Consider the following 23,602-nt stretch of genomic DNA (forward strand, 5'->3'; position numbering starts at 1 on the left):
ACGGCGATCACAAATCCTTGAACGTCAGCAGCCGGAACTCGTTGTTCACAAATTCGAAGTAGCGGGTCCTGTAGCGGCTTTCCAGCTCATTACCCTGCGCGTCCTCTTCGGTATCGGCCGCAATGCCGGAAACAATGAGCAGACGACTATCGGGCTTGTTCGACAGGCTGAAGGTATTGCCGTCGTATGCATTCGGCAGTCCGCCGACAACCTCCCCCGTACGCGCATCCAGCACTTCGCCGCAAATGGTGCTGCCGCCACAACCGAATTGGTACAGGATGTAGTGGCCGGCAAAGTTGACCTTGCGTTTGAGTGCCTGTGCACGATCCTTATCCATCCTCGGGTTGCTGTGTTCTTGCGGCACCGGTTCATGATTAGTGCCGGCGAACACTGGGGAGACGGTGTAATCCTTGAAGGCCGGGTTGGCGGCGTAAGCCAAGGACGTGGCAATGGCCAAGAGACTGCCGAGCAGAACTGAACATCCTTTCACGCTGTAACTCCGTAACTGAAATCTATTCGGACTGACCTTCATAACGCTGTGTCTGTGGGTTGAATTGCCACAGATGTGGCCGGGTCAGGGCCTCTTCGCCCTTGTATCGAATCTGGCCACGCTTATCCCGGATGTAGGAGTAGATCTTGATGTCTTTAAAGTCGCCGCCGTTCTTGGGCGGACTGTCCAACACCTTGAACCCGGCGAAGTAACTGCCCCCGGCATAGTTCAGGTAACCACGGCACTGGATCAGGAACGCGAATGTACTGTCCATGGATGACCCAATACCCACACGGGAGTTGAAGATGAAATCTTCGATGCCATCGCCATTGAGATCGCCGATGTAGACCACATGGCCGGGCTCAGTAGAAAACTCTTTACCATCGATTCTGGAAAGCATGTCTTCCAGCTCTTCACCTCTCTCTGACCATTTCGTGAGGAAATATCTGGCGTCGGTTTCCTCATTGCAGACATCCGTCGCCATCGCCACTAACGGAAGCCAGCTCATACATAACAACAGCAGTCTTTTCACTTCATTTCCTTTGAACTAACCCGTCTCAATTCAGCGGGAGTGTTTTTCCATTCGCAGCAAAGGGCGCGCTCGCCGTAGCGCGGATCTGAATGCCCGCGATCAACCGGTTCATCCCATCACTCTTCATCAAGCGTCGGCGGCTCTGCGTCCACCCTCTTCACCAACCGAAACTCGTTGTTCACAAACTCGTAGTAACGATCCCGGTAACGGTTTTTCAACCGATTGCCTCGCTCGTCCTTTTCGCCATTGGCCGTGACGCCGGAAATGATGATCAATCGGCTGTCAGGCACGAAGGACGTATCGAACGTGTTGCCTTCGTAGGCGTTCGGTAACCCGCCGACAACCTCCCCCGTGCGCGCATCCAGCACGTGGCCGCAAATGGAACTGCCGCCACAAGCGAACATGTAAAGGATGTAATGACCGGCGAAATTGACTTTGCCTTTCAGCGCCTGCTCGCGTGCCTTATCCATCATCGGGTTGCTGTGTTCTTGCGGCACCGGTTCGTGATTGATGCCGGTGAACACTGGGGTGACGGTGTAATCCTTGAAGTCCGGGTCAGCGGCGAAAGCCACGGACGTGACAATGGCCAGGAAGCCACCGAGTAGAACTGAACATCCTTTCACGTTGTAACTCCGTTCGGTCATTGCAGCCTTACTCAAAAGCCATGCTGCGCACCGCTGTTTTGATTTGTTCAAATCCTTCGGTGCTGATCGCCAACGGTTTGGCCGAGCCTGATTCCGCCGAGCCGATCAGCACGTCTTTACCCCGCAGCAGACAAAAAGCGACGCGGGTAATGTGCCGTCGTGACTTGTCGTGGAAGCCGAAGATGAACCCTGAGGACGCCTCCCCAGCCCATTGCTCGAAGGTGTAGGTGCTCCCGCGACCCGCCAGCTCGTTGGGCACCCAACCGTGATCAGTGAGGGTCGCCGGGCACCTTCGGTCGTTGTCATCACGCAGGACTTGCACCGCAAACGCATCGTCTTCCGGAGGTTTCCAGGCGGTGAGGCGGGAAAAGAATTCCGTACTTTCACACATCAAACCAAACCACGGCTGGCTCAGGCTGGAGGGTTTCTCGAAGTGCCACTCGGAGCCACTCGACGTTGGCGCTTGCCACAAGCGAGGCGCGCTGGACGATTTGGGCAACTGTTTGGCTGCCACAAAGACCGGATAGAAATCATCGAACGTCAACCATTGGTCTTGCAGCAGCGGCATGGAGAACCGACACGACCCCATGTCTACAACTGCCGCCGCCGGGCCGTGAAGGACCTGTGACTGACCCATTGAATTGCCGACTATCACGGCATCGGCGGCATGGCCCACCTGAGCAAGCACGAGCAAACCAGACATCAACCCATGGAAGTATCGGGCGTTCACTTCACATCCTTCGAATTCATCAATTCCAGTTCACCATCCCGATACAACACTTCGCACCCGATCCACGCCAGATCCACCTGCGGCATCACCGCCGAAGGCTTGCGCAGTTCCCGCAACAACGTCGATCCATGCGACAACCGTCCACCCATCCGCGCAATCACCGCCCGCGCTGCCTGATAGTGCGCGTGACGCCCGGGATCGAGAGTGTCTTCCAGCAAGATGTCTTCGCCAAGAATGCCCCGTACCTGCCCCGGGTAAATCATGAATCCGGTGGCCTGTTCGGCACCTTCGCGGCCGTCCTGCCAGAAGCTGCCGTCGCGCGTGCGGATGTCCGGGTGCGGCGCAAACCAGTGTTCGCGATCCGCCAGAGGCATGGCGTGATGCAGGCGGAAGAAGATGCGCATCAGGTTGTCGCGATACCACTCTCGCACTTGCAGGTAGTAACCACGCAGGCCCGGCAGGCCGGTTGAATGCGCGAGGCGAATCAGCCCTGACCATTGCGGGAAGGCCTGGAGTGGCAGCGCGTTCGACGCAGGTCGAGGTGTGGCGGGATCGGTCTCCCACGGCAGCCGATGAGGGCTGTTTTCCAGGTTGTCGTAAGCGGTGGGAGGTCGGCCCAGCCAGTCCCCGCCGCTGCTGGCCAGCGCCGTGGCGATGCACAGATTGCCCTGCACCACGAACACATAAAACCGGGTGAACCAGTCGGCGAGTTGTTGCCCGTCAGCACCCTGGGCGACGAGGTCGGTCAGCTCTTTGTCGAAGCGCTGCAAGCCGTGCTCAAGACTCAGCAAATGTCCGCGAGCGATACGTTGCATGCGCAGAAACAACGGCAGCGAACGCAACATCTGCAGCGGTCGCCACGGCAGATGCGGGGTCGCGCCGCCGACTTCACCGGCATAGTTGCTGGCGCTGATGCCCCAGTCGGCCAACCGTGCGAGAAACAGGTCGTTGTTGATGTAGGACGCGCCGCCAAATACAGCCGTGAACGGCTCGTTGTCCTGCAACACTCGCGCATCCCAACGGGCCATGATCGCCGGAATGCTCGCGGCGGCCCGGCGCTGGGCGTACTCCACCAGCACGCTGGGTTGCGGCGGCAGGATCTCGGCGATGTTGGCGGCCGTCAGGTGGCGGCGCCAGCCGTAGTCGCTGATCGGCCGGTATTGCAGCAGCCACAGTTGCGTACCGTCCCAGGCCCATTCGACATCGCCCGGCACATAGTGGAACACCCGCAAGACATCCTGGAGAAAGCGCCACAGCACGTCTTCGGTCAAACCGTGGGCGGCCGTGAACGTGCCACTGCGCCAGGCATCGCCGAGCCGCGAAAGCGTCGCTCGTTCCGGGCTGATCTGGCCATCGGCAAGGGACTCAAGATGACCTTCAACCCATTCGAGTTCCACCGACAGATGACGCACAAACGCGATGCCCGACACCTGCGGCGTGATGAAGCGCTGCACCACCACTTCCTCGACACCTTCGGCTGTCAGCTCGGCGATGCGCGCCGGCACGTTCGCGGCCGGCTCGCGCAGGTAAGTCGTGCTCAAACCGGCATTCGCCGAGTCGGCCTGATCCTCGCCATAACTGGAGGAACGCACCGCCCAGATCGCCTGTGGTTGACTTGCGAGGAAGGCCGGCAGACGAAGATCGTCGCAATCGTTGAGGGTCAGCGCCGCCGGAACCGCTTGCCGGGCCAGCTCAGCCAGACGCAAACGCCCGCCCTTGGTGTGCGCGACAAACCCGCGTTCGCCCGACTCCAGCCACTGCGCAAACTGCGCGGGCGCGTCGATCCATGGGTAATGGCCCCAACCGGGTTTGAGGCTGATGGTCAGATCCGCGCGCGCAAGAATCGCCGACCATGCGGCCGCTTGCTCGATGCCCAGTACCTTGTCCTGATCGCCCCAGACCAACTCGACCGGGTCGGTGATCCACTCCAGCAATGGCAGCGCGGTGTCGGCACGGATCAGATCCCAGTGCGGCACAAACGCACGGCAGCGCGCATAACCGGCGCCCATGCGCTGGTACTGCGCGGGCGTCCAAGTCTGGTTGGAAAACTTGCGCGCGAACAGCGTGGGTTTGTTCGACAGCAACCAATGAATGCTCTTGCGGATCGGCAGCGGTGACATCAGCGCCGGCAATCGGCGCTGCCACAAAAAGGCGCCCACCGGCGCCAGCAACACACTGCGAGAAAAGTGCCCGGGCCGACGTTGCAGCGCATGCAGCACCAGCAACGCGTTGACCCCGACGGCCATGATCGCACTGCCCTTTTGCGTCATCGCCAACAAGGTCTGGGCGTAAGCCGCCAGATCCTCGCAGGGCGGCTGCGGGTTGGCGCCGAAGCCCGGCAGCTCCAGCGGCACCACGTCGTAACGCTGAAAATGCGGCAGCGCGTCATCCCACCAATCGGCGGCGCTGCCGTTGCCGGCCAGCAGGTACATCAGGGGCTTGCTCATGGGCGATCCTCAGGCCAGATCGCGCAGCGCGGCGTCGAGGGTCGGATAGCGGAACGTGTAGTCCGCCTCGCTCAAACGCTGCGGCACCACACGCTGACCGTCGAAGAACAGCTGAGCCATTTCCCCGGCCAGCACACGCACTGGCGCGGCTGGAATGTGGAACCACACCGGGCGCTTGAGGACCTTGCCGACGTTCTCGGCGAACGCTGCCTGACTGACGGTTTCAGGCGCGACCATGTTGTAGGTGCCGCGCAAGTTTTCATCGTGGAAGGATCGAGCGATCACCTGAATCACATCGTCGCGGTGCACCCAGCTCATGATCTGCTGACCATCGCCCATGCGCCCGCCGAAACCCAGACGGAACGGAATCAGCAATGGCAACAACGCACCGCCCGGCCCGAACACCACACCGAGGCGTAGCACCACCTGACGCACACCAAACTGCGTGGCGGGTTGCGCCGAAGCCTCCCAACGCGCACAGAGCTCGGCCATGAAACCGTCGCCCTTACTGGCGCTTTCATCAAGGTTTTCGCTGGCATCGCGCACGCCGTAGAAACCGATGGCCGAGGCTTGAATCCAAAGCGCGGGTTTATGGCTTGTGTGCTTCAGCCAGGACATCAAGGCTTCGGTGGTATCGACCCGACTGGCGAGCAGTTGCGCCTGCCGCTCGGGGCTCCAACGCAGACCAGCGACCGGCGCGCCCGCGAGGTTGATCACCACGTCGAAGGGTTCGTCGCACCCCAGTTCGCTCAACGACCGCACACAGCGAACGCGACCGTCGAACAGGTTCGCCGCTTTCAACGGATCCCGCGCCAACACGCTGACCGTGTGGCCGGCGTCGAGTAATTGATTGACCACGGCTTCACCAATAAACCCGGTGCCACCGGTGATCAGCACGCGCTTGTAGGCGCCGCCGACAAAGGGGTTGGACTTGCTCACGGTTCTTTCTGGTGGGGATTTCCGACGATCATGGCGCAGCAACCAGATCAGCGGCGGCAACAGCACCAGCAGCGCGAAACCGTCGAGCCACAGATGCGACCAGACCTGTTTTTGCGCTGAAAGCCACATGTCCTGCGGCGCCCATAACAGCACGCCAGCCATCAACCAGCCCCACACACTTGGTGATTTCAGGCGATTGCCCAAATGCACCAGCGCGAGCATGTACAGCGAATAACTTTGCAGCGTCGCGCCGAACAGTGCGAGCCACCAGACCTGCTGTTCGCGGCCAGCAGCAGGGATCGCATCGGCGCCCCAGAATGCGAGTTCGAGGGTGTGAAGATAGCCGTCGAGTAATCCGGAATGACCGGCCCAGGTCAGCGTGAGACCGGCGAGCACATGCACGATTGCCGCGGCATACAGCCACAACACCATCGCGGGGCGAAGAGAGAAAGAGGGGGCTGGCATTCCGTGTCCTGAGCGTATTCCTTGAGGGCGGGGAGTTTAAAGGAAAATCGCGGTTGTCAGATGCACAAGCGCTAAACGTTTACCGTGACGGGCTCACGCCCAACAAGTGCGGAAGCGCATCAAGCATGACCCCGAAATTCAAATGCAGTGGCTCGCCTTGATCGGCTCTGGACCTTGCGACTTCAATCGCGCCACGTTGTCGATGCTCAGCCGGTGACCTTTATCAGCCGCCATTTGATAACAGGCTAACGCTCGGGACATATCCTTTGTTCCTAACTCGCCACCCTCAAAGGTAGAAGCCAGATAACTCATCGCCTCTATGGAGCCCATGTTGATTGCTCGAATGACCTGCTCTTCTGCCTGCTTGGGGTGGAGGCAAGGACCATCGTAATCGGTGGAGTTCCCCATACAAAAAAACGAGGCATAACCCAACGCACCACTCGGCGTCTTTGAAGCGGCTTTGAACAATGCCTCAACCTTGCTGGTTTCCAGCTGGGACGCCATCTGCGAAAGGCTCAGTCTTGCCGCTGACTCGCTCGCCTCTGGATCACCCGACTCTGCTGCGCAGACATAATTTTCCAGGGACGCTTCAATCAATTCCACAGTCAGAGGGTATTGCTCAAGAAAACCTAACCCTCCTAAAGCTTCCGCACGCTGATCACAGAAGTTCTCGGCACGGCTCATTGCGGGGTTACGTGTTGCGACAAGATCCTTCTCGCTGATCGACCAGTCTTCAACGCCTTCAAGCACCCAGCACGCCTGACGAGAGAAGTTGAAGATTTTTACATTGCTGTTGCCCGCACGCTTATCGACCACGTTGACGTGACTGTCATCGACCTCTTCAATCTCGACTCCAGGTGTCTTGCCGGGTGTGATGGCAGCCATCAGCGGGTAGGTGAAGGAAGCTCCGCTGACGCCCGAGGTCGAAGGCTCAAAGGTACTACGGTCCTTTCCTGCTACTGGCTTCAACACAAGCGACTTGACCGTCATCGCAGTGAGACGGCGCTGTGATTCACCGCTGGCGGAAAACGCTGTCAGGAAAGCAGGGAATTCCTCCGAAGGACAAGCGCCGCTGGCCGGGGCCGTTGAAGTGCTCTTATCGGATGCAAGAGCAGGGACGATCTTGTCCAGATACGCCGAGCGCTCTCGACTCATTCTGGCGATGCACGAGTTAACCGCGTACACATGCGCCGGCATCCCCGTCTCGATCTCGAATGCCTCCAACGGACAATTCGCATCGCGCAATTTCAGCCACGCACGTTGCGACTCTTTGACCTTCGCCGCGTACTCCGCGCCCAATGCCGGATCCGCTCGATAATCAGACTCAAGCCGCGCCATCAATTGCTTGTAGCTGAGGTTCAACTGCGTATCAGCAGCCTTCTTCGCCGCCTCCGAGCAGGGCACCATTTCCAGGCTTGAGGTGACATGGCTGCAGTCATCCTGCGCGCACACCGCTGTAACAGGCAGCAGCATTGCCAGCAGGGTAAAAACAAAACGTTTCACTGTGTTCTTCCTTGAGTCATTCAAGCTTTGCGTTTGGCGAACCGAGTGACGCATTGCTTGGCTATGTTCATTTCCCAATAGGTGCTGAGCAACGCTTTACGCTTTTTGTCGACGCGCAAATTAACGAAACCATCGCCACAGTCCGGCTGCAATTCTTCGAAGGTGCCGGTTTTGACTTGGTAAATGAACACCCGGTAGTAGTCGTAAGTGCCCATTCCGTCATCAAGCTGCCAGATCGCGAAATCCTTTACTCCGTCAAAATTGAAATCATCGACCTGCGCATGGAGTTCGTTTTCAGCTTGAAAATCGATTGTCCGCGACTTGTTATTCGTTTCGCCTTTAACCGCGACGTTCAGCGTGGAGCCTTCGAGAAGCAGTGTTGCTTCGACGCCTTTGGTTGGGCTGAACGTAGTGGTTTCGGCTAACACCGGCATCGTCCACAGCAGGCCGAGCAGTGATACTGCTAGAGTTTTTGATCTCATGTGTTCGCCCTACTCCCAGTTGCATCCGGACTCCAAAGAGGAATCGATGCTGGTGTTATTTCCAAAGTAGTAAACCTTGCCGTTGGACTTCTTCGTGTACGTCATCGAGACGATCTGCGTCCCTTGAGTCACGAACTTGTAGGCTCCCGCGACCTTGCCGTTGATGACTTCAGACCACGTTGTGGCGCTCTGCCAAGGGGCGTCGGCGCCGAGCATTTCGCTCTGGGTATCCGTCAACACAATGGAAATTGGCTCGCTGGACTTGGCGTACTTGACGAAGCCGCCAGACCATTTGCTGGACGCATCGTAAAAAGTACGGAACTCAAACTTTACCGGACTGGATTCAGAGAGTTCGAAGCAAAAGGATTCGCTGGTGACTGCGCTGTGGGCTACCAGCGGGAAGAGGCTGACCAGCAGAAGAAGTGCTTTTTTCACGTTCATTTCCTTATGAGAGATCAGGGGCACGAGCCTATTCCGATCCCGCTACACACTGACCGTCCCGAAGATTAGGAGCCAGCGCCCGATTTCCCAACAGATACCAACTCGCAAGCGACTGACTCTCGCAATAAGCGTTCTTCTCGGCATCGTAATAAAACGCGACCTTGTGATTGGCCATCCCGCCCCGGTTGGGGACAAACAACTCGACGGCGAACACGACATCGGGCAAAGCAGTTTTTCTGTCCGACATCAGCGTGGGTGGCCCCAGAAACTTACAGGGCACGCCGTCAAAAGGCAGATCCAACCGGCCGTCTTGATACCTGTAAATCGCGCAAATGCCATTCGGATCTTCAATCACCACGGCAGCCATCGTTCCACCGCTCCAGCTCACGACGCCATCTGCGATGGCGCGAAAACTCTCGGCAGGCATTTGGTCTTCCTTCGTGAGTGCAGCGACCATCGCGGTGGGCATAGTATGGCTTGTACTGACACCGGCTGGCGCTGCGTTTGCGGACAACACCCACGTCAACGCCAGGAACAACAGGGGAACGACTTTCACTCTAAATCTCCGATGGCATGGCTGACCGATATGCAATGCACGACCCTTACTGCGCCGCACATTCAGGTTCTGCGAGATGTTCACCATCAACGCGGAATTTGCATAATTCGGTATTTTCATTCACTCCAACCAGCGACATCAGCTTGAAGGTCAACTGCAATTCGGTGTCGAAAAACGTGGCCTTATCCAATGAGACATCGGAGAAGCCGTTGTTAAAGTTCTTCCCCTCAATGTCGCAGAACTCTATCGAGTCGCTCGCTGCTCCTTGTCCCCCAGGCTTGAGAATCTGAATATTGACGCAGGGGCTATCGAACGTTTGGTAATAACGGACCAGCTTTCCGGAAACGTAAGCGACATCGGCTTTGTATATATCGACGACCGGCCCTCGTACGTTGCCTGCAAATGCACAACATGAAAAACACAAAACTGAAAACAGCGACAATCCTTTCAAGACTCACCCACTCCATAAACCTGTTGATCAAATGCTTTAGTTCACTGTTTGCTCTTGTCCGGAGCCATAGCCAATTAACGGGGTCGCACTATCGTCGCGCGGATCAAGCAGGAATTTGACCACTCCCCGGAAACCGATTTAGATGATTTTGACTCCACAAATAAATCTGTCACCTTTTTTTATTTATCACCATAGTCAACATGATAGGTTTTTGAGCCTTTGAACAACAAAAGCATACGCTTTCTCAATACCTTAATGTCTTGTTCGTCACCACATGTATCCACCATGAACACGTGATCACTGCCGGCTTCAAACACTGCCATAAAACAGTATGAATTTGAATAATATACGCCTTCCCAACCGGACCAATTCTCCCCAGAAACTCGATTGGCCTTTGATAGCGGGTGCATCCCTGTGCCAATTTTTAAACCGTCCGCCTCTTGCACAAAACCACTAGCTACAGCATCTGCAAAGCTCATAGCCGTGCAACTCATTTGAATATTTTTTGCTCTACCATCTTTATACTTGTACTTAATAAATGAAACATCATCATCAGTTTTAAAAAATGAAACGCCAGAAGCTTTTTTCACTTCCATTACACAACCTTTGCTTTGCACAACTAGGTTCTCACTAGCATGTACAAGAGAAAACGAGCTCAACAAATACAAAAAAATCCACTTATTCATTTTTTCTGCCTTTGTACAAATGATGGCATTGGCAATAGCTCTTTTCCAGAATTTAAGTTCTCACAGAGTAGGCTCATAACAACAGCCTGAACATTACTAAAAAAGAAATAAGTGGGACCAAATAAGCGGGACAGATCTATTTAAACGCCGTACCAAAGCCAAAGAGCGCAACAAATAAATCTGTCCCTTTTAATTGCAGTCCCTTTTAATTGGCAGCGTGAAATTTTACAATTTTTTAACAAATAGATCTAACAAATAGATCCGTCCCCTTTTTACTTGCGACTCATTTATCGCCCTGCTCCCACTTGCAACCACCGTCTAGAGAAACATCGACATTGGGGTCAAGCAGGAAACTGTATTCCTTGCCGTTGGACTTCTTGGTGTAAACCATCGAAACGCTCATCGCTGCCTGGATGACCCACTCATAGGTTCCCGTGACCTTACCGTCGACAATCTCGGACCAGGTACGGGTATTTTGCGTGGGTGCGTCCGGGGCAAGTATTTCTTCCTGATGATCCGTCAGTACGATGGAAACCGGCGTTTTCGACTTGGCGTATTTGACGAAACCACCCGACCAATTGCTTTCGTGATCGTAGAAGGTTCTGAGTTCGAACTTGATCGAGTGGGCGTCATCGAAGCAGTAGTTTTCGGAGGTGACCTCGCTGTGGGCAGTCAGGGGGAGGAAAACCATGAGTAACGGGAGTAGCTTTCTCATCTTGAATCCGCTCAGAAGAAATGACGCGCCTTGGCACTAGTCACAGCGACTGGAAAAAAGAAGCGGGGCAGATCTATTTATCGAGCTCCGCTAGGGCTGAAACCACCAAACTCGAAAAATTCGGCCTGCTCATTTTTTATAAAGAAGCGAGACAGATTTATTTAATCGTCCTACTAAGACCAAAGCCACTGAGCACAACAAATAAATCCGCCGCTTTTATCGCCAACTCTCATTCATTAATCCGAATAGCATTCGCTGGCAACCAGCCAGTCACCGTCCTCTTCCCAATGAAAGTTACTTGATAGAACAGCCCATCATCGCCACGATAATAATCGTTCAAAATTATTTGATCCCCCTTAATCAGATAAGATTTTTTCTGATCAAACCCCTCATTAGATTTCTTTTCAAAGAAATGAGCCTTCTCCACTGACACTGTGGCTTTTACCGGAACAATTTCACCAAGCCTAACAATAACCGGCGTAGCACAAGAGCCTTCATTGCACGTTTCTACTCGCTCTAATTCCTCTGAAAACTGCTCTCTTTTCTCACAGAAAAAGTAATCTTTTGCACGAACCGAATAACAGGCCGTATCTTTCCTATTCTTCGGCCCATCCATATAATCACTTAAGATCTTATCATGTAAAAACTCTGGATTATTTACCATTCCTATCAGAGACGGCTTGAATCTGCCAGAAGCCTCATCAAATACAAATAGAGAAAAACTTTCATTCACATCGCTTTCAGAATATTTAACCGCAATCACACACACATCAGAATCTGTAACCGAACCAACAAAAACTGAAAGATCTTCATCCTGCTCATCGAGATTTAAACTGTAATGCTCACCGGCAGTAGTCACTATACCAATCCGCCCGTTCTGCAGTTGAATACTTGAATCATTCCCTACACATCGAGCACCAACACTCCTCTCACTTTGCTGCATTACCGTGATATGTTTAAAATCGGCAAAGCAGGATGTGGCAGTGAATAGAGAGCAGAATATAAGCAGCCGTAAATATTTCACTTCATAGCCTCATTTATTTTCTTAAACAACTCTTGCCTTTCCGCAAGATGCGTATCACCGCCGTTAACTTTTTTAGTAACTAGCCGGACCACTTCAGCGTCGATCTCTTCTTTCGTTTTGCCGCTATCCTTCAACTTTTCGTAATATTCATCAATCTTGGTATTAAGATTTTTATATTTCACCCAGAACCAAACTGAAGCATTGACAGCATGTTCAATTTCCTCAGATAAAATTTCCGGATTCGCAACACAATCAACACCGCTAAAATCCTTATACTTTTGATAGGTACCCTTCCACGTAACCTGCATGATACCTCTACCCTTGTACTTGGGCCCATCACCTATCGTGGTATTTCCCTCAGCAAGAATTTGCCTGTGCCGCTTGCATTTCTTGTGATCCTCATCATAGAGAGTACACATTGATGCAGGATAAGTTGCCAGGTCATAGTCATTCCCCGTCGCATACTCTCTAGTAGTTGCAAACTTATCACTCTCATGATAGCACTGAGATAGAAAATGTATCTTATATATGCAATTAGTGAAATTAAACTTCTTGAATGCAGCATTCAACAAGTCTACAAATTTTTGGTGATCAACACTATAGGATGAACATGTCGTCGACATATTATTCGCAGTAAATAGAGGCCGACTACCAAAAATAGTCTTGAAGCTGTCAAGTGTTAACTCGCAGCACCCTCCGCCAATTAAATTCTTGAGCATTGCTATTGGATGAAAGTGCCAAACCAAACCGTCGCCTAGCCCTTTAGATTGTACAACCGGGTCATCCCAAAATATTAAGCTATCTATCCGTTCCTTCTCATGCTTTAGAACAGACGGATAGTCTTCAAGCAGTGTATCCAATCGCGCCCATTTGGCAGAATCCGACTTGGACTTCCATTCTGTTGGGTGATGCGCAATAAGTTTTGACCAATGCTCCCTAAACTCCACATTCTTGAGTGCGATGGGAAAGTCTTCGGGAGTAATTTTTTCATCTTTATTACCAAGCCTGTCCAAATCCTTATATAAGGCTTTGAAAAAATCCGGCATATCATCAGGATCTAGAAACCCATCAGCATTTGAATTCGATTCCTTAACCACACGAAAACCTAGCTTTTCCCAATCATGTTGACTGAGGAGCATCGCGCCTTCTTTTTTGAGCAAGCCAGTTTTACTTTCCGCATTATCAACGATGGTAACTTCGTACCACTCTTCAGTGTCCTTATATAGAACGGCCTTTCCAAGCTCTACAAAGCTTTCATTAGAAATCGTCACCACTCCGGTTTGCGGTGGTTTGCTTCTTAAGTTCGTATTCGCTGGCAAATGCAGGTATTGTTTCCCCTGTTTCACATTTGCTTTATTTTTTAGAAAATCCTCAATCTTAGGATCAGCCGAAAAAATCTCCACGTGAACTTGATAACTTCTCGAAACCCCACCATCTGGATCTGCCAATGTTTCATTTAAACCAAGAAAACCAATTGTGTCGCCTGCCTTAATTGCCGTATCCATCGGCACAATCTTATCAAACTCAGTCGGAACCAAGCCTTGCAATTGAACATAAGGTTTTTCAACACAAGCCCAAAAAGTGGCGGGCACAGGAGTGGAATGGCTTTTCAAACCGGTTGCAGCACCGGAAGTACTCGGTACAAAGGAGCATTCCGCCATTTTGAAAAGCTTAGAGCCAATCTTCAGGCTATAAACTTTCCCGCTATCAAATTCTATTATGCTATTTGTACAAAGAACTAAGTCTGCGTTCTGTCCTAGACTATTTACCTGTCTAATTGCAGCCCCAGCTAAAGCACCGTGACTTTGCGTTGAGGGAGCCGCTCGCAAAGTAAGCCCCGTTCCGGAAACTACAGCTCTGACTTTGCCCTTCCAGTAGTCTGGTTTCTTTCGCTCTGGTGCAGTTACTGCTTTCCAGCTCGCGCTTCCATCACCTCTTGGATAGGCGATGCCGTTTTGCTTATAGGCGAACCAAAAATCTTGCCCTGGAGTGCGCCCTCCAATAGTACCTTTAATCAGCTTACCTTTGGCGTGGACGTGGTCAGCATGCTCTTCTAGTATTTCAATTTCAGTTCCAGCAGAAATTGAACCATATTCGACGCAGCCGATTGCGCCAAGAATATCGCTTCGCGCTTTAAACCCACTTGCAATCATCTTTATTTTTGGAGTGCCTGGCTGCTCTGGGTCATCCGCATACCCTTCATATGGTAGCAGATGCATATACAGGCTATAAAATACAAGCTCATTCTTAGTGTTAGGTGTCACCTCCTTATTCGGAGGTGACTTATAGTCGTGTCTAACAAGACAAAATGAATTTGAGTATCTCAATGCTTCTGTAGAATTTAATGCCTCAAACGCAGTCGCTAGATAATTCTCATTCAAACGGTAGGCTACGACGACACCGTCTCCAATACAACGAATAGGCTCATCTCGCATACATTGCGGAGCAGTTGTATGCGTGATATGAATGCCGCCATGCCAAAACCCATAATTCCCAAGTAAAAAGTTACCTGAACTTTCACTCTCAAGAGCATTAAATATCTCTTCAGCATCCTTAAATTGCGATCCATCCGCTTTTCTAAACGGGTACTGAAAGTTCATTAATGGCGTAGATTCTACCGGTGCGGGCGCGGGCGGCGCTGCGGATCCTTCTCCCGTCCGAGTCGACTCCTTAACCCTTAGGAATTTTGTAGGGACTGGCCAAAAATGGGCATTATCATAGGAGCCGAACTTCGCAGTACCTGGACCAGAACTTTGCGCTCCAAAAAACTTACCAAACTCAGAATTCAATGTACTATCATAGGACTCTACAATACCCGTATGATTTAACGTCTTGTTTTCTCTATTAGACGTCTTGTTAATCCAAAGTACAATATCGCCGCGCTTTACATTAGCAGGGCTAATTACATCATAATACTGAAGCGCCGCCGCACTATTTAGACCCGCCGTGTTCTGATAAGGAACTTCATAGCCAGCGCCAGTAAGCAACAAGTTAACCATATGAGAACAGTCAACAATTTTTTTACCGTCCTCAACGGTATAACCGTCCCCAGTCTCCTTATATCTATAATTAGCACTTGTATAATTGACTGATAAATCGAGTGGCTCTGTCATTCCTGCTTCCTGCAATAATCAATAGCAAAAACTGGCTTTAATACCTGTTGGCTGTTTATTCAAACGTTCTAAATGTGCGACCGCCCCTTCACTGCCATGTTTGGCAGCCAGTTGGTAGCAAGCAACAGCCCTGGATATGTCCTTTGTAGCAAACTTTCCAGTTTCGAAGGCGCGACCGAGCGCATTTGTTGCGAAGGCACTTCCCATACGGGCAGCTTGCGTCAGCGCTTCTTCAGCTTGTTCTGGGTGCTGGCACGGGCCGTCAGAGGAAATGTTGTTACCGTCGCAATAAAACAACGATAGGCTCATAGCGCCCTCCGGCAAAGTGATGGCTGCTGCCTTGAACAGCTGCTCAACCTTCTCCGTTTCCAACTGCGGAGCCATGCCAGAAAGACTTAAACTCGCAGCACTCAGACTGGACTGAGGATCACCGGAAGCTGCTGCGCATAAATAGTTCTCCAGAGACGCTTCGAACAACTCGCCTGTGAGTCGGTACTCCTCTAGCCCCCCTAGGCCTCTGAAGGCTTCTGCACGCTGAAAGCAAAAATTTTCTGTCTTGCCCATGCGGGGGTTGTTCCCCTCTACGAGATCTTTCTCTCTGATCGACCAATCTTCAATTCCCTCAAGCACCCAACACGCCTGGCGAGAAAAGTTAAAGATCTTGATGTTGCTGTTACCTGCACGCTTATCAACAACGTTGAAATGACTGTCGTCAACCGCTTCGACTTCGACACCTTCTGTCTTGCCTGTGGCTACGGGTGCCATCAGTGGAAAGGCCAATGTCGAGCTCTTGACTCCCGTCGTTTGCGGCTCAAAAACACCATGTTCTCCCACCGGTTTCAAAACCAGTGACTTCACCGTCATCGCGGTCAACCGCTGCTGAGTTTCAGCATTCGCAGAGAACGCCGGCAGGAACTGGGAAAAGTCCTCAGACGGACACTCATCCGCATAAGCGCTGCCATGAAACAGGCTCAGCAGCGAGGCGGTGAAAGCAGCTACCGCAAAGCCATTCCTCTTCTTCAAAAAACCATTCATGTCGATCACTCAGAAAACACAAAAAAAGCCTTCGGCTTAACCTTCTCAGGCGGCGCATTCAACAACGCCTGATCCATCAAACTCCCCGCCTTATCCTTATCCGCCGCCCCCGGCAGCACCGGCGGTTTAATCCCGATCCCGGTCCCCGACCCAGCCGACCCGCCAGCATTAATCTTCACCACCGGCCCAACCACCGTCACACCACCACCATCGAGCTTGATGAAACTGCCGCCGCCGAGAATCGTCAGCTCAGTCCCCGCCTCAATGACAATCTTGTCCCCAGCCTTGATGTGTATCTCTTTCCCGGCATTGGTCAGTTGCGCCGTACCAAGCTTCACATGCTGGCTCTCACCAATAGTCAGGTGGTCGTCCATCCGCGCTTCGATCTTGCGGTCGGAAATCGTGGTGCGGTGTTCTTCGGCCTTGAGTTCGGTGTAGGTGTTCTTCTCGACGGTGTCGTGGCGTTCGTTGCCGACCCGAATCTTCTGGTCGTGCTCGACGTTTTCATCCCAGTCCCGCTGGGCGTGGATGAAGATTTGTTCGGCGCCTTTTTTGTCTTCGATGCGCAGTTCGTTGTAGCCACCACCACCCGGGGAGCTGAGGGTTTTGAAGACGCTGCGGGTTTTGTTCGCCGGGAGGGCGTACGGCACCGGGTTTTCCTTGTGGTACAGGCAACCGGTGACCAGTGGCTGGTCGGGGTCGCCTTCGAGGAAGGTGACGAGGACTTCCATGCCGATGCGCGGGATGGAGATGGCGCCGTAGCGGTCGCCGGCCCAACTGCTGGAGACGCGCAGCCAGCAGCTGGTCTTGTCGTCGGCCAGGCCTTCGCGGTCCCAGTGAAATTGCACCTTGATGCGGCCGTATTGGTCGCAGTGGATTTCTTCGCCTTTGGGGCCGGTGACCATGGCGGTCTGGCTGCCGAGCACGCGGGGTTTCGGGTGTTCGAGGGCCTGGCGATAGAACACGTCCCACGGGGTGGCGAGGAAGGTGTTGCGGTAGCCTTGGTGGAAGTCGTCCTTGTTGTCGGTGGTGTCACTGGTCACCGATTCCTCGAGGACTTGCGGCTGTTTGCCTTCGTGGAAGATTTCGGTGAGCAGCCACAGGTCGTTCCACTCGCTGCGCGGGTGGTCGGACATTTCCATGAAGTGGCCGCTGACGAGTCGGGTCTGGTCGCCGCGACCTTCGGCCTGACGGTAGTCGGCGCGGTGGCGTTCGAGGGCGCGCTGGCTGAGGAACTTGCCGCGCGCGCGGTCGATGAAGCGGCCGGGGTAGTCGTAGTCTTCGAGATCCGGTTCAGTGCTCTCGCCGTCCGGTTTGTAGGCCGCTTCCATTTGCAGGCGCGGTTTTTCGAAGTCGTAGTCGCGGCGGGTGGTGCGACTGGTACGGGTTTCCAGACGCAGCCGGAAGCCTTTGATTACCGGCTCTTCGGCGACCATGCCGCTGCCCTGCACATACGCGGTCGGCTGGCCAAGATTCGGGAACACGGTCTGGTCGTCACCGAACACCAGCAGATGCCCTTTCGGGTTGTGCTGGAAGTGGTAGTGAATCCCTTCCTCTTCGCACAAGCGCTGGACGAAGTGCAGGTCGGTTTCGTCGTACTGCACGCAGTAGTCGCGATCCGGGCATGGCTGGCTGAGCTGGAAGCTGTAGGCGTTGCCCTTGATGCCGTGCTCGTCGAGGATCAGCGCGATGATTTTCGGCGCCGACATCTGCTGGTAGATGCGCTGGTTGGTGCGGTGATGCAGGTATTGCAGCTGCGGCACCATGGAGACTTTGTAGCGGGTCAGGCGCTTGCCGGCATCGCCCTGGGCGACGCGGTAGATCTGGCCGTGGATGCCCGAACCTTGTGGGTCGAGCGCGAGGAACGCCTGTTTGTGCAGGAGCTTTTCCAGGTCCAGATCCGGGTTTTCGCTGACCAGTTCCAGGTCGAAACGGAACGGCTGGCTGATGCCTTCGGTGCCGGTGAACGACAGGACTTGCAGGTCGCCTACGTAGTCTTCAACGGTCAGGCTGAAGTGCGTTTCGTTAGCTGGGTTGAACATAAAGTGCTCCCTGTTCGAATGTCATCCGTTACGCCCGCAGTCGCAAACGCTGCAGCCAGGACGAAGTGGCGCCCAAGGCGTCACGCAATTGGTCGGCAGAAATCGTGCGCTCTGCCGCGTTGAAGCTCAGCGCCGTGCGCAGCGCTGGCCAACAGTGTTTGGGTAGGTGCTGCGGGGCTTGCAGTTCACGATCCAGGTGTTCGTCACGGGCCTGGGTCGAGGACAAGCGGCGGAACGGGTGTTTGCCGCCCGCCAGTTCATAGATCACGCAGGCCACGCCGTACACGTCCGCGCTGGCCGACAGCGGTTGGCCCTCAAGCAGTTCGGGGGCGGCGTAGCCCGGGGTCCAGGCGTTGAAGCGCTCGCGACTCAAGTGCGGCAGGCCGGGCAGGATGCCCTCCTCGGCTTGCCCGAGACCGAAGTCGAACAGGCGCACGCCGTCTTCGCAGAGCATGACGTTGCTCGGTTTCATGTCACCGTGCAGCACGCCGCGACGGTGGGCGTAGGCCAGCGCGTCGAGCAGCGGCAGCGCGATGTCGCGCAGTTCTTTCCACGGCAGGCCCAGTGGCCGCTCGCAGAGCAGTTTGTCCAGGGTCAGGCCACGCATGAGTTCCATGGTGATGAAGGCCCGCTGGCAATCGGTGTCCACTTCAAACGTGTGCGGTCGCAGCACGTTGTCGTGGCGCAGGCGTCGGGTCAGGGCGAACTCGCTGTAGAGCAAGGCACTGGCGTCCGGCGATTCGGCAAATTCTTCGCTGAGGATTTTCAGCGCAATGTAAGGATCGGGATCGCCGAACTGTTCGTGCAGCAGATCCCGGGCCCGGTAAACCGCACCCATGCCACCGGCCCCGAGCAGGCGCTCGAGGTGGTAGCGGCCTGCCAGAACGTCTGGCAGTTCACCGACGCTGGCCCGTGTAGGCGCCAGCGCGGGTTCGGCGTTGTGCTGCTTTGCAAAAGCGAAATAGGTCAGGTTGTTGGCCTGTTCTTCGCTCATCAGCAAGTCGTCGACTGAGGATTCGATTTCAGTCATTGGCGGATCACCACGGCAGTCAGGTTGTCGCGAGCGGCACCCCGCAGGGCACCGTCGAACAGACGTTCCAGCGCCACGTGTGGCGCCGCCAGGCTGAGGGCGTTGCCGAGGGCATCGCTGCTCAGGCCTTGATACAAACCATCGCTGCACAGCAGGAACACATCGCCCGGATAGACCTCGAGTTCCAGCACATCCAGGGTCAGTTGTTCCGCCGCGCCGACCGCCCGGGTCAAGGCCTGGGCGGCCGGGTGCGCCGCTGCCTGTTCGACGCTCATCTGTTGCTCGTCGATCAGTTGCTGCTGCAGCGAATGATCCTTCGACAGCTGATACAGGCGCTGCCCGCGCCACATGTAGCAACGGCTGTCGCCGGCCCAGATGCAGGCCGCGCGATTGCCGTCCACCAGCAGCGCCACGACGGTGCTGCCCATGATGCTGTCGTGACGCCCGGCGGTGACGGTCAACTCTTGCCCCAGTCGCCGGTTCAGCCAGTGCAGGCACTGGCGGATGGCTTTGAGGCGTTCGTCGAAGTCTTCGTGCTGCGGCAGTTCAGCCAGGCTGGCGACGATCAACTGGCTGGCGATGTCGCCACCCTGATGACCGCCCATGCCGTCCGCGACCACCCACAGCCCATGCTGCGGGGTGTCGAGGAAGGCATCTTCGTTGCGCGACCGCACCTTGCCCGGGTCGGTTCGCGCCGCGCTGCGCCAGGGACTGGCCACCAGCATCAGAGCTGCACCGGCATACGGAAGGTGCGCATCACGCCCATGTCGAACGGGTTCGGCGTGCGCTGGCTGGTCAGCAGGTAGTTGGCGCGCAGGCCACCCACATCGGCTTTCAGCACCAGCACGTCGCGACCGGTCAGGTACTCGGTCTGCATCAGGTCGAACAGACGGAACAGCGACCATGGGCCGGAGTTCTTCTCGATGCCGATCGGGCGGCCGGCCATCTTGTCCATGACCAGGCTGGTGCGACCGTCTTCAGCATCGGTCGGCCACTTGAAGTTCATCGGCAGGATCGGACCGTGGCGGTATTCCATGGTCTTGTCGCCGAACTTGAACTCGGAACGGCTGACGGCCGGATCGAGGGTGTACGGCTCCAGCTTGAACTGCACGGTCGGCTCGGCCGGGTTGATAGAGAAGAAGCTCTGGCGAATGTTCAGTGCCGCAGCCATCTGATCGAGGAAGACCTTGGACACCGGCAGGCTGCGACCGTCGATGCTGCGCATCCGGTAGCTGCCCGGATCACCGCTGACGAATGGACGCATGTAGCTGTCGAAGAAGCGGTCGATGGTGCCTTGAGCCCGGAAGAACTCGCGGAAATCGCTGATCGCCACGTCGCTGGTGCTCGATGCACTGAACGGATAACGCTGGTTGATGGTCTTGCCATACACGCTGTACAGCTCGCTCTGATAACGACCGTTCAGGTATTGGTAGGCATCATTGAGCACCAGACGCCACGAGTCTTCGGCCAGCACGTTGAACCACACGCTCAGCGGACGCGGCAGACGACCGGACGCATTGCGCAGGTTGGTCAGCGCATCACGCTGGCCGCTCATGCGGGTCTTGGCCAGTTCGAACGCGGCTTGCTCCGGCGTGCTGGAACGGGCGAGGCCCGCCAGTTGCAGTTGCAGGTCGTTGAGCGCGGCAAATGCCGGGGTCAGGTCAGCGGCCGGGCCGTTGTTGTCGTCGAGCAGCTTGTGCAGCGGTTCGAAGCGACGTTGCAGCGACTTCTTGGCGGTGTCCGGCAGATTCTTCGCCACGTTCATGGCCGCAGCCTTGTCCGTCAACGCAGAAGCGAGTTTACCGACCTTGCCCAGTTTGCCCTTCTGCCCCGCCAGCGCATCGGCGGCGTCACCGGCTTCGTCCACCGGCTCAGGAGCAGCCGGGAAGCGAGTGTTTTCGCGTACTTCGGTCAGCAGCGCCAGCACCGGCGAGTTGGCCGACGTCAAGCCCGCCAGTTGCTCGGCGCCTTCACCGGCATCGCTGATCGGCGGCAGCGCCACCTGGCCAACGGCCTCGCTCCAGTAGTTGGCGTAGTCACGGAAGTACAGCTGTTCCAGCTCGACCATCAGGCGACGCAGATCCATGTCGCTGATGCCCGCGCCTTCGCCCAGTACCCAGTTATCACGCAGGATGTCGGTAACCAGCGCGGAGCCCTGTACCGAGAAATACTGCTGATAACCGGTCTGGGTGTAGAAGCCCGGGATCACGTATTCGGTGCCGATGAACAGCGAGCCCTGCGGGCCGAGGTGTTGGCTGAAGCGATAGTCCGGCAGGTTGCGCGCCTGCTCACGGAGCATGCGGTAGACCACGTTTGCCAGCGATTCACTGCGCAGAACCTGACGCGCCTGAGTCACCAACTGCTCGTTGAGCGGGTAGATAAACGGCAGCTTCAGCAGACGCTCCAGGTGCGCGTTCAAACCGTTCTGCACGGCGGTGTTGCCGGTGTAGCGCTGCGACCAATCGGTGGCGACCCAATCCTTGAGCCAAGCCGCGTCGCGACGATCCTTCATGTTCAGCATCAGGTACGCGCGCAGGCTGTTGATCAGCTTTTCGCGGTCCTTCATGTTGGCGCGGATCTGGCCTTCGAGCATGGTGGCAACGCGCGGCAGCAGTTGCTTCTCAAGCTCGCGCTCGTATGCCTCCTTGACCACCGGATTGACGTCCTGGCCCTGATACAGACCGACGCGCTCGTGGTACGCAGCGTCGCCCTTCTTCGGGAACACCTGGGTCGCGGCGTAGCTGGTGTCGAGGGTTTTCAGCGTGCCCATGGCGTCATCGCGCGGCGACAGTGCCGTGCGTTGCTGCGTCCAGTTCTGCGCCAGATTGCGCAGGTTTTCCAGACGCTCGTAGTTGGCCGAGAAACCGCCCGCCCAGAGCATGCCGAACAGCGCCAGCGCGCCCAGTGCACCGACGTACAACGCACGCTGGCCCCAATGGATACGGCTGCGTTCGCGCTTGTCCAGACCGGCCAGATCGGCCTCTGGGAAAATCACCCGGCTGAGCAAGTGGTGAATGAAACGCGAACGACCGCTGCGCAGCGTCGGCAGTACGCCGGCGCTCATGCCCAGACTTGCGCCGATGCCGGCGGTGGTCGAATCCATTTCGTGGGTCAGGTGCGGTGCGCTGGTCAGGTAGAAACCACGCAGTTGCGTCGCACGCTGGTAGCGGTTGCCGGTGAACGCCATGTCGACGAACAGGCACAGGCGCTCGCCGATCTGGCCCATCTGGTGCGGGAAGTCGAGGATGCGGCCACGGCGCTGGGTGTCGCGCTCGGAGTGCATGCGCATGATCACCTGGCTGTTGAGGCGACGCAGCAGCTCTTCAAATTCGCTGCGCAGCACAGCCACGTCGGTGCCGACCTGATCCTTGCGGAAACTGGTACCCAGCACCTGATCGCTTTCTTCGCGGGTCAGTTGGTCGAAGAACTCGTCGAAGCCCAGCAGCTTGTCAGCCTTGCTCAGCACCAGATACACCGGCACATCGACGTGCAGCTTCTGATAGACGTCTTGCAGACGCGCACGCACCTGGCGAGCCAGGGTGTCGATGTCCTGCTCGCTGCCACTGGTGAGGGTTTCCACCGGAATGGTCACCAGCACGCCGTTCAGCGGACGACCGCGACGACGCTTGCGCAGCAGTTCCAGCAGAGTGGTCCAGGCGCTGCCGTCGACTTCCGAATCCGGCTGGGTCAGGTAGCGGCCGGCGGTGTCGATCAGCACACCGTGGTCGGCGAAGTACCAGTCGCAATGACGGGTGCCGTGAGTGTCGCGGGTCAGCTTGCGGTCGATCTTGTTGATCGGGAATTCCAGCCCGGAGAAATCCAGCAGGCTGGTCTTGCCGCTGGCCTGCGGGCCGATCAGCAAGTACCACGGCAAGTCACTGCGCCAGCGCTCGCTGCGGCCGCGATACAGGCTCGAAGTCTTGAGGGTTTTCAGGGCGTCTTTGAAACGCTCCTTCAACTCTTTCTGCTCTTCTTCGATCAGGTCGTCGCGACGGATACGGTCCTGGCCGTCTTCGGTTTCTTCGACGGCTTTCTTGCGAATACCGGCGCGCCAGCTGACGAAGACCATGGTCAGGCCCCAGATCAGGAACAGCACGCTGATGGTCAGCAACCGGGAGGTCGAACCTTCCCAGAACTTGTAGTCATCCACCGCCAACAGCGGGCCGACAAACCACACCAGCAGGGCCACGAACAGCACCAGCAGCAAGGTCCAGACCCAGGTCTGGCGCAGGAAGGCGCCGACTTTCTTGAAAAACTTTTTCATCACACGTCCCTGT

20 protein-coding genes are annotated in these 23,602 nt (G+C 55.7%); all 20 read right to left on the minus strand.

What is annotated here, in order from left to right; all coding sequences use genetic code 11:
• Positions 1 to 7: 7 nt before the first annotated feature.
• Positions 8 to 490, minus strand: coding sequence for a hypothetical protein (locus AC07VV_RS10425; RefSeq protein WP_495036162.1), 483 nt, complete (start codon positions 488 to 490; stop codon positions 8 to 10).
• Positions 491 to 512: 22 nt separating this feature from the next.
• Positions 513 to 1,022: a hypothetical protein gene (locus AC07VV_RS10430; RefSeq protein WP_495036163.1), complete on the minus strand. Its 510-nt coding sequence runs from the start codon at positions 1,020 to 1,022 to the stop codon at positions 513 to 515.
• A gap of 116 nt (positions 1,023 to 1,138) precedes the next feature.
• On the minus strand, positions 1,139 to 1,645 hold the full coding sequence (locus tag AC07VV_RS10435; RefSeq protein WP_495036164.1) for a hypothetical protein: 507 nt from the start codon (positions 1,643 to 1,645) through the stop codon (positions 1,139 to 1,141).
• Positions 1,646 to 1,673: 28 nt separating this feature from the next.
• Complete coding sequence (locus AC07VV_RS10440; protein ID WP_495036165.1) at positions 1,674 to 2,396, minus strand: hypothetical protein; 723 nt, start codon at positions 2,394 to 2,396, stop codon at positions 1,674 to 1,676.
• Entirely contained in the window at positions 2,393 to 4,843 is a 2,451-nt protein-coding gene (locus AC07VV_RS10445) for a PEP-utilizing enzyme (protein WP_495036166.1), read from the minus strand. The genes AC07VV_RS10440 and AC07VV_RS10445 overlap by 4 nt, the downstream gene beginning before the upstream one ends.
• A gap of 9 nt (positions 4,844 to 4,852) precedes the next feature.
• Positions 4,853 to 6,247, minus strand: a complete 1,395-nt coding sequence (locus tag AC07VV_RS10450; protein ID WP_495036167.1) for a TIGR01777 family oxidoreductase — start codon at positions 6,245 to 6,247, stop codon at positions 4,853 to 4,855.
• Between the two features lie 138 nt (positions 6,248 to 6,385).
• Entirely contained in the window at positions 6,386 to 7,750 is a 1,365-nt protein-coding gene (locus tag AC07VV_RS10455) for a lysozyme inhibitor LprI family protein (RefSeq protein WP_495036168.1), read from the minus strand.
• 20 nt (positions 7,751 to 7,770) lie between these two features.
• Positions 7,771 to 8,232 carry an XAC2610-related protein gene (locus AC07VV_RS10460; protein ID WP_495036169.1) on the minus strand — a complete coding sequence of 154 codons (462 nt, stop codon included), beginning with the start codon at positions 8,230 to 8,232 and terminating at the stop codon, positions 7,771 to 7,773.
• A gap of 9 nt (positions 8,233 to 8,241) precedes the next feature.
• Positions 8,242 to 8,673: a hypothetical protein gene (locus AC07VV_RS10465; RefSeq protein WP_495036329.1), complete on the minus strand. Its 432-nt coding sequence runs from the start codon at positions 8,671 to 8,673 to the stop codon at positions 8,242 to 8,244.
• A gap of 28 nt (positions 8,674 to 8,701) precedes the next feature.
• Positions 8,702 to 9,100, minus strand: coding sequence for a hypothetical protein (locus tag AC07VV_RS10470; protein WP_495036170.1), 399 nt, complete (start codon positions 9,098 to 9,100; stop codon positions 8,702 to 8,704).
• 175 nt (positions 9,101 to 9,275) lie between these two features.
• Entirely contained in the window at positions 9,276 to 9,680 is a 405-nt protein-coding gene (locus tag AC07VV_RS10475) for a hypothetical protein (protein WP_495036171.1), read from the minus strand.
• A 179-nt stretch (positions 9,681 to 9,859) separates the two neighbouring features.
• Complete coding sequence (locus AC07VV_RS10480; protein WP_495036172.1) at positions 9,860 to 10,366, minus strand: hypothetical protein; 507 nt, start codon at positions 10,364 to 10,366, stop codon at positions 9,860 to 9,862.
• Positions 10,367 to 10,649: 283 nt separating this feature from the next.
• The gene (locus AC07VV_RS10485) at positions 10,650 to 11,081 is read right to left on the minus strand and encodes a hypothetical protein (RefSeq protein WP_495036173.1); all 432 of its coding nucleotides are present in this window, start codon (positions 11,079 to 11,081) and stop codon (positions 10,650 to 10,652) included.
• A gap of 229 nt (positions 11,082 to 11,310) precedes the next feature.
• Positions 11,311 to 11,940: a hypothetical protein gene (locus AC07VV_RS10490; RefSeq protein ID WP_495036174.1), complete on the minus strand. Its 630-nt coding sequence runs from the start codon at positions 11,938 to 11,940 to the stop codon at positions 11,311 to 11,313.
• 161 nt (positions 11,941 to 12,101) lie between these two features.
• The gene (locus AC07VV_RS10495) at positions 12,102 to 15,218 is read right to left on the minus strand and encodes a glycoside hydrolase family 19 protein (RefSeq protein WP_495036175.1); all 3,117 of its coding nucleotides are present in this window, start codon (positions 15,216 to 15,218) and stop codon (positions 12,102 to 12,104) included.
• 18 nt (positions 15,219 to 15,236) lie between these two features.
• Positions 15,237 to 16,253: a tetratricopeptide repeat protein gene (locus AC07VV_RS10500; RefSeq protein WP_495036176.1), complete on the minus strand. Its 1,017-nt coding sequence runs from the start codon at positions 16,251 to 16,253 to the stop codon at positions 15,237 to 15,239.
• Between the two features lie 5 nt (positions 16,254 to 16,258).
• Positions 16,259 to 18,295: a type VI secretion system Vgr family protein gene (locus tag AC07VV_RS10505; RefSeq protein ID WP_495036177.1), complete on the minus strand. Its 2,037-nt coding sequence runs from the start codon at positions 18,293 to 18,295 to the stop codon at positions 16,259 to 16,261.
• 28 nt (positions 18,296 to 18,323) lie between these two features.
• Entirely contained in the window at positions 18,324 to 19,325 is a 1,002-nt protein-coding gene (locus tag AC07VV_RS10510; protein ID WP_495036178.1) for a serine/threonine-protein kinase, read from the minus strand.
• The gene (locus AC07VV_RS10515) at positions 19,322 to 20,050 is read right to left on the minus strand and encodes a PP2C family protein-serine/threonine phosphatase (protein ID WP_011336583.1); all 729 of its coding nucleotides are present in this window, start codon (positions 20,048 to 20,050) and stop codon (positions 19,322 to 19,324) included. The genes AC07VV_RS10510 and AC07VV_RS10515 overlap by 4 nt, the downstream gene beginning before the upstream one ends.
• A complete protein-coding gene (gene tssM, locus AC07VV_RS10520; protein WP_273535747.1) occupies positions 20,050 to 23,589 on the minus strand; it encodes a type VI secretion system membrane subunit TssM in 3,540 nt (1,179 codons plus the stop codon). Before tssM ends, AC07VV_RS10515 begins: the two co-directional genes overlap by 1 nt.
• Positions 23,590 to 23,602 lie beyond the last annotated feature (13 nt).

The sequence above is a fragment of the Pseudomonas sp. GW821-FHT02C04 genome (assembly GCF_059421845.1).